Below are 11,066 nucleotides of genomic sequence, written 5' to 3' on the forward strand. Positions count from 1 at the left end.
GCCTCGAAGTCCGCGTGAAGCTGTGCGAATCTCCCAAGTCATGGATCTCCCGTTCGAGACCGGTGAGGGCGGCGGTGGGGAGGGGGGAACGCTCGCCTCGACGGTGTTGGTGGTGGACGACGAGCCCGTCGTGCTCGACATCTGCGCGCGGCTATTGGAGCGCGAGTCGGACCTGGTGGTGTTGGTGGCGGCGAGCGCGGAGGATGCGCTGCCCATTCTTCGCGAGCAGCGCGTCGACGTGCTGGTGACGGACAAGAACCTGCCCGGCATGGGTGGGGTGGATCTCGTCGCGGAGGCGCGCAACCTCCAGCCCACGATGGAGGCGCTGATGATTACGGCCTACGCGAGCAGCGAGTCCGTCATCGCCGCGTTCGCCGCGGGGGCGAGTGACTACATCCTCAAGCCTTTCGACGACTTGCGCGTGCTGCGCGCCAAGGTGCGGGCGGCGCTGGAGCGGCGGACGTCCGGGACGCAGGTGCGGGAGCAGGCGCGGGAGCAGGCCCGGGAAGCGGCCGCGCTGCTAGCGGCAGGGCAGGACGCACCGGAGCCGGCGCACGTGGCGCTGGAGGTGGAGCTGCGGGCCTACGAGGAGTCCTCTCGCACGGTGCTGGAGGGGAAGGTGGCGGTGGTGGGCAGCGAGGATGCGCTCCGCGCGCTGAGGGAGGCGGGCTTCGAGGTGCGAGAGGTGGCGCCGTACGCGCCTGAGCTGGAGACGGTGGACGTCGTCGTTGTCGAGACGGGCGATCCGCAGTGGCGCACGCTGGCGGAGCGCCTCCAGCGACGGCCTCCGGACGTGCTGCTGCTGGCCAGTCCGCAGGCGGACCTGGGGGACCTGCTGGAGGCCATCACCCTGCGCATGGACCTGGTGGGATTTGGCAGCACGCAGGGCGCGAGCGCGCTTCCGGAGAAGGTGCGGATGCTGCTCCTGCGCCGGGGCGTGCAGCGGGCACAGGACCGGCTCGCCGCCGCGCTCTCCGTGTTCCGCCGGAGCATCCCCACGCCGTCGGCTTGAGTCGGTACAACAGGGGAGGGGACGGGGCGCGAGCGCCCTCAGGGGGCAGTGCCGTCGAGCTGACGCGCGAACTCGAGTTGGACGTTCAGCAACTCCGTCATGGGGACCGCGCGCCGAGACACGAGGGCAGGGTCCTTGCCCTCCGCTGTCCATAGCGGAGGGTGGAGGGAGAAACCCTCATCCGGGGAGAGGCGTGAGACATCCTCGCTCCAGCCGGACCAGCGGTACGCGCCGTAGAACTCGGAGAGATCTCCTTCAAGAAAGAAGGCGAGCAGGTCCGAGTAGCCGCGTCCCAGGTCCTCCCACTTGAGCGAGTCGGGGGCGAAGTAGAACGCGCCGCCACGTCCTTCGCCGAGCGCCCCGCCGTCGAGTGCGAAGTGGCCACCGAGGACGTCGTGGGCGACGAGTAGCATCCCTTGTGTCGGTGCCACCGCCAGATGCGCGCCCAGGGCATTCCAATTCGCCAGGCTCCCGCGCATCCGCACACCACCGCTGCCCAGGACTCGGAGCCAGCCCTGGTCGACGAGCAGCCCACCTGTTTCATAGGCCACCGCGCCCAAGGTGGAGCGGGTCGTCACTTGAAGCTGCTGGAGCACCTCGCCCGCAGCCACTTCATCCCGAGGCAGAACCTCGACGGGGCTGCTCGCGGAGGCGAGCCACTCCTGCACGAGGGGCCAGGCCGGCGAGGTTGCGTCGAGCAGCTCCTGCAACGTCCGCATGGCGAGCCACCGTGCCCCGGAAAAACAAAACGCCGCCTTCTTTTCAGAAGGCGGCGTCGGAGTGACCCTGCCGGGATTCGAACCCGAGTTTGAGCCGTGAGAGGGCTCCGTCCTAACCGCTAGACGACAGGGCCGACATTTCGCTGCAACCACCGTGTTTCTGCTGCTGCTTCCTACATTCTCGTTTTGCTCTCGTCAACCTTCTGATTTCGAGCTTCCTGAGGTGCTGCGGACTGCGGTGCTGCGAGCTGGGGAACTAGGATTCGAACCTAGATAAGCAGAGTCAGAGTCTGCTGTCCTGCCGTTAGACGATTCCCCAATCACTGCGGCTGCCTCTACTACCAACACCGCCCAGCGACTGCAACAACTTCGGTGGGCGGCTGCTGCTGCGACTTCTACTTCTTCTTCCCCGACTTCGTCTCCGGCTTTTTCACCGGCTTGACCGCCTGCTGGGTCGGGACGATGTAGATGCGAACTTCCTCGTTCGCCTCGTAAATATTCAGCCCCGCGAAGTTCTTCCCCGAGGGGTTGGTGATGTGGACCGCTTTCACGCCCGGCTGGTTGACGATCTGCCGTCGTGGATAGCTGCTCGTCGAGTAGACCGAGCGGTAGTAGTCCAGCGTCGCCTCGAAGTCCTTCGGCACCCTGTAACGGTTCTCCCCCACCTTCTGAGCACCGTCCGGAAGCTGCGCGCCGCTGACCACGTCGGCACTCGCCCCCGCCACCCAGAGCGCACACAGCGCCGCACCGAGCGGGCGCGCCTTATAGAAATGCCGTTTCATGGTGTCAAGTGCACGCATCATGGGTGGTGAAGATAGGTGCCGAAGCGGCGGACGTCCACCGCTTCGTCGGGCGGTACGTCACCCGCCCCGCGTGAGCGCGGCGTCGATGCGACGCAGGGCCTCGTCCCGCCCCGCGAGCAGCAGTGTCTCTCCGATGCCCGGGCTCGTGGTGTTGCCGGTGATGGCGACCCGCACCGGCTGCGCCACCTTGCCCATGCCCACGCTGGAGGACTCGCTCACGGCCTTCACCACGCCGTCCAGCGACTCCACCGTCCACTCGGACAGCGCGGCGACGCCGTCGCGCACCTTGCGCAGCAGCACGAGCGAATCACCGACGAGGTGCTTGGCCGCGGCCTTCTCGTCGAGCGTGACGCCCGTGCCGAAGTAGAGCGCCGCCGTGGTGGCCATCTCCTCCAGCGTGCGAGCGCGCTCCTTGAGCGCATGCACCAGCGGAACCAGCCGCGAGTCGCCCTTCGCCTGGAAGCCCTTGGCCTCGAGGAAGGGCACCAGTCGCTCGGCGACGGTGGCCTCCGGCAGAAGCTTCATCCACTGCTGGTTGAGCCACAGCAGCTTCTCCGGGTTCCACACGCCGGACGTCGTGCCGACATCGGAGAAGTCGAACCACTCCTCCATCTGCTCGCGAGTGATGACCTCGTCGTTGCCGTGGCTCCAACCCAGGCGGATGACGAAGTTGCTCAGCGCCTCCGGCATGATGCCGGTGCGCTTGTGCAGCATCACATCCGCCTCCGGGTGCTTGCGCTTGGAGAGCTTCTCGCGGTCCGGCCCGAGGATGAGCGGCAGGTGCGCGAACTCGGGCGGCTGCCAGCCCAGTGCCTGGTAGAGCATCAGCTGCGGGAAGGTGGAGTTGACGTGCTCCTGCCCGCGCGCCACCAGGGTGATCTCCATCAGGTGGTCATCGATGACGCAGCCGAAGTTGTAGAGCGGGATGCCGTCCGCGCGCAGCATGACCCAGTCATCCAGGTCCGAGTACGGCTTGGTGATGACACCCAGCGCCTTGTCGTCGAACGACACGGTGCCCTCGGTGGAGGGCATCTTGAAGCGGATGACGGCCTCCTCCTCGCGACGGCCCGCCGGAGGACCCTTCAAGTCGCGGCACGTGCCCGGGTACTTGTAGAAGCCGCCGGACTTCTCCATCGACTCGCGCTGGGCCTCCAGGTCCTGCTTCGTGCAGTAGCAGCGGTAGGCCTTGCCCTCGGCGAGCAGCCGCTGGGAGTGCTCGCGATAGGTGTCCAGGCGCTGCGTCTGGAAGTAGGGCGCGTGCGGGCCCTCCTTGCCAGGGCCCTCGGTCCAGTCGATGCCCAGCCACACCAACCCGTCGAGGATGGCCTGCACCGACTCGGCGGTGGAACGCACGCGGTCGGTGTCCTCCATGCGAACAATGAACGTGCCGCCGAACCTCCGGGCCTGGAGGTAGTTCATCAGCGCCGTACGGGCACCGCCAATGTGGAGGTAGCCGGTGGGCGAGGGAGCGAAGCGGACGCGTGGGGCAGTGGGCATACGGGCGCGCGGATTAGCAGGGAGGCGGTAGGGGGTCAACGCGGATGGGCACGCTGAGGTATGGTGCGCGCCGAGGAGAGAAAGCGTATGTCGATTCGTCAGCTATTTCGCATGGGGATGGTGACGGTGGCGCTGTTGGGCGCCCTGCCCGCGGCCGCCACCACGCAGCTCCGGGTGGACCTGTCGCAGCTCTCCCGGGACTCGGACGCCGTCATTCACGGGGTCGTGCGTCGAGTGGAGAGCCGATGGAGCGGTGATGGTCGGCGCATCGTCACCGACGTCGAAGTCGAGGTGAAGGAGCCGCTCAAGGGACAGCCTGGGGGCACGGTGCTCGTGACGCAGCCCGGCGGTCAGGTGGGCGATATCGGACAGGTGGTGCACGGGCTCGCATCGTTCAAAACGGGCGAGGAGGTCGTCATCTTCCTGCGCAAGCGCGGCACGCAGGCCTTCCGTCTCTCCGGTCAGGCCCAGGGCAAGTACCAGGTGGTGCGCGAGGAGGCGGGCAAGCCCGCGATGGCCGTCCCGGAGCCCTCGGAGGCGCTCCTGCTGGACCCCGTCACGCGTCAGCCGAGCACGGTGGTGGAGAAGCCGAGGACCCTCGCGGAGCTCAAGGCGGCCATCCGCGCCGCGCTGACGGAGCCGGCGCCGTGACGCCCGCGGCAACCCTGCTCGCGGTCCTCGTGCTGGGACAGTTCGACCCCTATGTCCGCAGTCGGGTGACCCCGGGCGATGACGCCACCCAGTGTCTGTACTGGACGCAGCCGAGCATCACCTGGAACCAGAGCAGCTTCGGCAATCCGGACACGACGAGCGACACGGAGTTCGAGGCCATCCGCGTCGCCTTCCAGAGCTGGGAGGACATCTTCGCCGCCTGCGGCAACCTGACGCTGCGGCAGGGCCCCGTCATCGACGAGCGCAAGGCGGGCTATCTGCGCGGACAGCAGAACCAGAACGTGGTGCTCTTCCGCACGAAGGTCTGTAGCGCGTTGGTGGCGGCCACGGACGCGTGTTGGAAGGCGGAGACGTGCGGCAATCAATACGACTGCTGGGATGACGACGAGAGCACCCTCGCCATCACCCTGACGACGTACGACAAGCGCTCGGGCATCATCTACGACTCGGATATCTCCTTCAACGCGAGCCAGTACGTCTTCACCACGGCGAACGGGCCCACCTGCTTTCCTCCCGTGACGACGAACTGTGTCTCCACCGACGTGCAGAACACCGCCACGCACGAGATTGGTCACTTCGTCGGCCTGGACCACACGCGCCTCGCGAGCTCCACGATGTTCCCGAGCGCTCAGGCCGGAGAAGTGTCCAAGCGGACCATCGACTCCGGCTCCCGCGACTTCGTCTGCTCTGTCTACGCCAAGGGCGGCGCCAGTCAGGCGTGTCTGCATCCGGTGATGAACGACGAGCTGGGACCCAAGGGTGGGGGCTGCTCTGCGACAGGCGCTTCGTCGCTCGGCCCCGCGCTGATGGCCTGGGTGCTGTGGCGGCGACGTCGTGCGCGGGAGGTCCGCTCATGAGCGTGCGGTGGCTACTGGGCCTTGTGCTCCTCGCCTCCTCGCCCGCCCTGGCGCAGGAGGAGTTCCCCTATCGTCGCACCGTCGTTCCGGGCAGGCCCTTGTGTCTGCTGTGGCCGGTGCGCGAGTACATCTACCACCTGGACGCGGACGGCAGCGCGCGCACGCCAGGGGACACCGAGGTCGCCGCCATCGAGGCGTCCTTCGAGTCCTGGCGACAGGTGTCGAAGACGTGCAGCGACTACGCCTTCAAGCGCGGTGACGACTGGAGCCTTCCCGTGGTCGTGGGCTACGACCAGGAGCGGCCCTTCGCCAACTACAACATCGTCACGTTCCGCGAGACGTCGTGTGATGACGTCGTCGCGGCGGATGACCCGTGCTGGGACGCGGAGACGTGCGGAAACCAGTACACCTGCTGGGAGCACGGCGATGGAACCATCGGCCTCACCACCTCCACGTTCAGCTTCACCGACGGCCGGGTGCTCGACTCGGACATCGAGCTGAACGCGTCCCAGCCCGGAGGCAGCACGGGCTTCCTCTTCACCACGGTGGACTCGCCGCCGTGCCTGGGCGTCCCGGCCACGAACTGCGTGGCCACGGACCTGCAGAACACCATGACGCATGAGATTGGCCACGTCGTGGGGCTGGACCACGTGCCCATCTCCGGGGCCACCATGGAGCCCACCGCGCCGCCGGGCGAGACGCGCAAGCGCATCATCGACGCGGGCTCCGCCGCCGGCTTCTGCTCCATCTATCCCCGGGGCCTTCCACCCAATCAGTGCCTCATGCGCGCGGAGGCGGGCATCGTGCTCCTGGCGGACGGGCGGGGCACCGGTTGCGCCGCCGCTCCTGGCGCGGGTGTCATGGGGGCCTGGCTGGCTGCCCTGGCCTTCTTGCGCGGGAGGCGGCGGACGGGCGGACGTCGGGATGGCACTGCGTCCACACGCGAGCGGACTTAGAACGAAGAACGTGGCTGTCGCTTTCTTCGACCTCGACAAGACGTTGATTGCCGCCAACTCCGGCTCGCTGTGGGTCCGCCGCGAGCTGGAGCTGGGGCACATCACCCGGTGGCAGGCCGTGCGCGCGAGCCTGTGGATTGCCCGCTACCACCTGGGCTTCGTATCCATGCGGGACGCGGTGGAGCGCGCGGTCGCTCTGCTCGCGGGCTCGCGGGCCCGTCCCATCCAGCAGCGCACCGCGGACTTCTACGAGCAGACGGTGCGCTCGCTCTATCGCCCGGGTGCGCTCGTCGCAGTGGAGGAGCACCGCCGCGCCGGTGACAGGCTGGCGCTCTTGACGTCCTCGTCGGGCTACCTGTCGGAGTGGGTGGCGCGCGAGCTGCGGCTGGACGCGGTGCTCTGCAACCGCTTCGAGGTGGATGCCGAAGGTCTGCACACGGGCCGTCCGCTGGGGCCCATCTGCTTCGGCGAGGGCAAGCTCACGTACGCGGAGGGCTACGCTCGCGAAGTGGGCGTGCCGCTGGCCGCGTGTGCCTTCTACACGGACTCGTACTCCGACTTGTCCGTGCTGGAGGTGGTGGGGCGGCCGGTGGCCGTGCATCCCGACCACCGGCTCAAGCGCGAGGCCCGGAAGCGAGGCTGGCCGGTGGTGAGCTGGGGTGTTCCGTCCGGAGGGGGCGCCATGTCCTTGCCGCCCGCGCCTCCGGTGGTGCCTTCCACCGGGCCCTGAGCGCGCGACGCCCAAGGCCCGGCGAGTCGCGCGGACCTCAGCGGCGCGGCGCGACCAACCGCATGCTGAAGGTGTAGTCCACGTTCACCGGATGGCCCTGGTACATGATGGGCTTGTAGGTGCGGGACTGGAGCGAATCCAGCACCGGCTTCTCCATGTACGTGACGGACTTGATGACGCGGCACTTCTCCACGCGGCCCTTGGTGGTGATGGTGCAGCGGACAATCATCACGCCCTCGGCCTTCGCCGCCATCGCCTCGCGCGTGTAGACGAGGTCCTTGCTCTGGTCGACCATCTCCGGGCGGGACATGTCCTCGTTGTAGGGCAGCACGTCGCCGCGCGCGGAGGCGAGCGCCGCGGTGGGCAGCACCGGCACCGCCAGCCCACCCGACACGCCCTTGGCCTGCGTCGCCGCCGCCGCACCCACGCCGCCCGCGGTCTGCGGAGCCGCCGGCTCGGCGGCAATCGCCTGGGTGGGCGAGAGCAGCACCGGCGCGGACATTCCACCCGGCGTCGCCACGGGCTCGGCCACTTCGACTTCGTCCGTGGCGGCGGAGGCGGACGCCACCTCCACGCCACCGCCCCGACCCGCGCCACCCCGGCGCTTCTGGAGCTTCTGCGACAGCACCACGTCACCGGAGCCGCCCGTGACGACGGTCTCCATCTGGTAGCCCTCCATCGCGAAGGTGAGCTCCACGGTGATGGAGCCGTCCTGTCCCGCCGGCAGCTCCAGGGTGAAGGGCGTCGTGCCGCGCTCCTTGCCCCGGTAGAAGACGCGCGCGCCGCTGGGCTGGCTCATCAGCTTGAAGCGGACCTTGTGCGCGCCGGCGGGAATGGGCGCCTCCTGCGCGGGCGCCGTGGGCGGAGCCTGCACGGGGGCCTGCGCCACCGCCTCCGGCTTCGTCTCCGGCGGCTTGACGGGGTCCTTGTTGCTCATGAAGAAGACGGCGCCCACGGCGACGAGTCCCGCCACCGCCAGTCCGCCCAGTCCGCCGATGGCCAGCGTGCGCTGACGGGCGCGCTGGACGGCCACCGGCACCTCCACGCTGATGTCCACCGCGAGCGTGTCACCAGAGTCCGTCCCCGAGCTGCCGGCGCTGGAGAACAGCGGGGAGGGGTAGGGGCCCGTCGTCGTCGCGCCACCGGGGCGCTTGAAGATGCCGCTGTTGCCGCCCGCGGACATGCTCGCCTCGCGCAGGCCCTCCAGCAGCTCGTCCATCGTCTGGAAGCGACGCGCCGGGTCCTTCTCCAGGCAGCGGCGCACCACCGCCTCGATTTCCGGCGGCACCGCGATGTCCGGGCGCAGCTGCTGGAAGGTGGGCGGGGCTTCCTTGTAATGAGCGAAGATGAGTTCGATGTGGTCCCGCGCGATGAACGGCGGGCGCCCCATCAGCATCTGGAAGAGGACGATGCCCAGCGAGTACACGTCGCTGCGCGCGTCCGTCGCGTTGCGCGCCTGCTCCGGCGCCATGTACTGCGGCGAGCCGAGGAACGTGCCGTTCTGGGTGATCTCCGGGGCGATCTGCCCTTCCTGCGGCTCGGCCACCGACTTCACGAGCCCGAAGTCCAGGACCTTGACCAGGTCCTGATCCTGCTCGTTGAGCAGCATGATGTTCGCGGGCTTCAGGTCCCGGTGGATGATGCCCAGGCTGTGCGCCTCGCGCAGCGAGCGGCAGATCTGCTGGGTGATGGCGATGGCGCGCGACCACGACAGCGGCCCCACCTGCCCGAGCACCTGGGCCAGCGTGCGGCCGTCCAGGTACTCCATGGCGATGTAGAAGATGCCATCGTCCGTCTGCCCGTAGTCGATGACGGTGACGGTGTTGGGATGGCGCAGCTTCGAGGTGAGGGAGGCCTCGCGCAGGAAGCGCTTCTGGAAGCCGGGGTCCCGGGTGCTGGAGTAGCTGGGGTTGAGGACCTTGAGCGCGACGACTCGCTCCAGGGGGGCCTGGAGGGCTCGGTAGACCTTTCCCATGCCGCCGATACCCAGGGGATCCAGGATGCTGAATCGACCGTTCAGGGTCCGGCCGATGAGCGGATCCGCGCCCGTCGCGGCGGGCGTCTCGGGGTTCGGCGAGTCGCCCTTGATCATTCGTACCCCCTGACTACAAGCAACATGGATTCTCCAGGAGTGTGCCGGGTACGCATCAAACCATATCTCCACTTCCGGACGCACTCCCGGCCTCGCGGATCCACGACGTACCAAGGCGGCTGACAGCACACACCTGGGCCGTCGGGTGTGGGACGGTCCATTTCACCCCGCATTGAACTCCTTCACGGCCCGGACTACCGTGAGTCCACCCGCGCGCCAGGGCTGAAGCGGGCGGGGACGCCCCCCATGGCAGACACCCCCAACTCCCCCGTCGTGGATGCACAGCTTCGCCGCGCCTCCGTTCAGGAGCGCCTTGGCGCGCTGGAGGTCGAGCAGGCGCGACTGCGCCAGGAGCTGGTCTCCCTGTCGGGAGAGCTGCGACTGCCGGGCCTCTATCTCACCCTGGACGCGGCGGGCACCAGCGCGCTGCTGGTGGCGGACGCGGTCCAGGAGGTGGTCCGTCTGGTGGAGCTGGAGCCGCTGCCGGGAGCCCCCCCTCATGTCGCGGGGACCTTCATCTACAGAGGAAGCCCCGCTGTCGCCGTGGACCTGGCCGTGCTGCTGGGCGTGACGCGCGAGCCGGCGCTGGATGCGCACCTGGTCATCTGCAAGGGCGCTCGGCCGGTCGCCGTGCTGGTGGACAGGGTCCGCGACCTTGTCGAGGCGCCGGTGCTCGTGGAGGGCACTCCGGATGGTGACGTGGCCCTGCCGTGGGATGGCACCGGGTTGATGGCGGGCCTGTGCCGGACGCCCGAGGGGATTCGCCCGCTGCTGCGCATCTCCGCGGTGCTGGTGGGGTCGGAGGAGACGTGAGCGAGGCCGTCCTCGACGACGCGACGCTCGTGAAGGTCGAGGAGGTCCTCCGGGCCGCCTGCGGCCTGACGCTCGCGCACAGCCTGCGACGCTCATTGGAGACGGCGCTGGCGCGCTCCGCGGAGTCTCGCGGCCTGGAGCCCGAGTCCTTCCTGCGCGGCCTCTTGCGGCGGGACGCGCAGGCGGTGGAGACCTTCATCGAGTACGCCGTCATCGGCGAGACGTACTTCTTCCGTCACCCGGAGCACCTTCGCTCGCTCGCGAGGCTGGCGCTTCCCCAGGCCGGCCCGTTCTTCCAGGTGTGGAGCGCGGGCTGCGCCAGCGGCGAGGAGCCCTACAGCATCGCCATGGCGTTGCTCGCGGCGGGCGTGCCGGAGGGGCAGTTCCGCGTGCTGGCCACGGACGTGTCGGGCCGGGCGTTGGAGCGCGCGCGGGACGGGCTGTATGGCCCCTGGTCCCTGCGCCACATCGAGCCGGAATTGGAGCGGCGCTTCCTGGAGCCTCGGGGCGAACAGCTCTCCGTCGTGGCCCAGGTGCGGCGTATGGTGGAGTTCCGTCGTCACAACCTGGCCACGGAGCCGCCACCCCTGAGCGCACCGAGCGCCATCTTCTGCCGCAATGTCCTCATCTACTTCCCACCGGAGCTGGTGCGGCGGGTGCTGGAGCACTTCGTCTCCGTGCTCGCGCCGGGGGGACTGCTCTTCGTCTCGCCCGCCGAGGTGCCCCTCACCAACGGGCTGGGCCTGGAGGCGGTGGACGCCGAGGGCAGCGTGGCGCTGAGGGTTCCTCCTCCCGGATGGACGCGTCCCGCGCCGCCCACTCCGCGCGCCGTTCGCGACGCCGCCACCGCCCTGCGTGCCGCGGCGCGCGCGCTGCCGCCTCGTCCTCCGCCCCCCGTGGAGCCTCCGCCGAAGC

Annotated in this window: 11 protein-coding genes and 2 tRNA genes; 7 read left to right on the plus strand and 6 right to left on the minus strand. The window is 68.9% G+C overall.

From position 1 onward, the window contains the following. Window positions 1-40: 40 nt before the first annotated feature. A complete protein-coding gene (locus tag HR086_RS15330) occupies window positions 41-1,012 on the plus strand; it encodes a response regulator (protein WP_174465989.1) in 972 nt (323 codons plus the stop codon). A 38-nt stretch (window positions 1,013-1,050) separates the two neighbouring features. Here the strand turns inward: HR086_RS15330 and HR086_RS15335 are convergent, their stop codons facing one another. From HR086_RS15335 to gltX, 5 genes are all read right to left on the minus strand, one after another. Then, window positions 1,051-1,731, minus strand: coding sequence for a DUF2625 family protein (locus HR086_RS15335; RefSeq protein WP_174465990.1), 681 nt, complete (start codon window positions 1,729-1,731; stop codon window positions 1,051-1,053). A gap of 62 nt (window positions 1,732-1,793) precedes the next feature. Next, a tRNA-Glu gene (locus HR086_RS15340) sits at window positions 1,794-1,865 on the minus strand. A gap of 114 nt (window positions 1,866-1,979) precedes the next feature. After that, window positions 1,980-2,050: transfer RNA gene (locus HR086_RS15345), tRNA-Gln, on the minus strand. A 76-nt stretch (window positions 2,051-2,126) separates the two neighbouring features. Further along, window positions 2,127-2,513: a hypothetical protein gene (locus tag HR086_RS15350; RefSeq protein ID WP_254614359.1), complete on the minus strand. Its 387-nt coding sequence runs from the start codon at window positions 2,511-2,513 to the stop codon at window positions 2,127-2,129. A 78-nt stretch (window positions 2,514-2,591) separates the two neighbouring features. Beyond that, the gene (gene gltX / locus HR086_RS15355) at window positions 2,592-4,031 is read right to left on the minus strand and encodes a glutamate--tRNA ligase (protein ID WP_141644728.1); all 1,440 of its coding nucleotides are present in this window, start codon (window positions 4,029-4,031) and stop codon (window positions 2,592-2,594) included. 87 nt (window positions 4,032-4,118) lie between these two features. Here gltX and HR086_RS15360 point away from each other — a divergent pair, with 87 nt between their 5' ends. The 4 genes from HR086_RS15360 to HR086_RS15375 are packed head-to-tail and all read left to right on the plus strand — an operon-like array spanning window position 4,119 to window position 7,246. After that, window positions 4,119-4,682, plus strand: a complete 564-nt coding sequence (locus tag HR086_RS15360; RefSeq protein WP_141644727.1) for a hypothetical protein — start codon at window positions 4,119-4,121, stop codon at window positions 4,680-4,682. Next, window positions 4,679-5,560, plus strand: coding sequence for a myxosortase-dependent metalloprotease, MXAN_2677/MXAN_2678 family (locus HR086_RS15365; protein WP_174465991.1), 882 nt, complete (start codon window positions 4,679-4,681; stop codon window positions 5,558-5,560). The genes HR086_RS15360 and HR086_RS15365 overlap by 4 nt, the downstream gene beginning before the upstream one ends. Then, complete coding sequence (locus HR086_RS15370) at window positions 5,557-6,516, plus strand: myxosortase-dependent metalloprotease, MXAN_2677/MXAN_2678 family (RefSeq protein ID WP_141644725.1); 960 nt, start codon at window positions 5,557-5,559, stop codon at window positions 6,514-6,516. The genes HR086_RS15365 and HR086_RS15370 overlap by 4 nt, the downstream gene beginning before the upstream one ends. Window positions 6,517-6,526: 10 nt before the next feature. Next, window positions 6,527-7,246, plus strand: coding sequence for an HAD family hydrolase (locus tag HR086_RS15375; protein ID WP_174465992.1), 720 nt, complete (start codon window positions 6,527-6,529; stop codon window positions 7,244-7,246). Window positions 7,247-7,283: 37 nt separating this feature from the next. Here HR086_RS15375 and HR086_RS15380 read toward each other — a convergent pair whose 3' ends face one another. Continuing rightward, window positions 7,284-9,338, minus strand: a complete 2,055-nt coding sequence (locus HR086_RS15380) for a TonB family protein (protein ID WP_174465993.1) — start codon at window positions 9,336-9,338, stop codon at window positions 7,284-7,286. A 246-nt stretch (window positions 9,339-9,584) separates the two neighbouring features. On the opposite strand from HR086_RS15380, the gene HR086_RS15385 reads away from it, so the two are divergent. Next, a complete protein-coding gene (locus HR086_RS15385; protein WP_141644722.1) occupies window positions 9,585-10,151 on the plus strand; it encodes a chemotaxis protein CheW in 567 nt (188 codons plus the stop codon). Next, window positions 10,148-11,066 (plus strand): protein-glutamate O-methyltransferase CheR (locus HR086_RS15390; RefSeq protein WP_174465994.1); only part of this gene is annotated, 919 nt, incomplete at its 3' end. The genes HR086_RS15385 and HR086_RS15390, both read left to right, overlap by 4 nt.

The sequence above is a fragment of the Myxococcus sp. CA039A genome (genome assembly GCF_013336645.1).
GTDB lineage: Bacteria > Myxococcota > Myxococcia > Myxococcales > Myxococcaceae > Myxococcus > Myxococcus llanfairpwllgwyngyllgogerychwyrndrobwllllantysiliogogogochensis.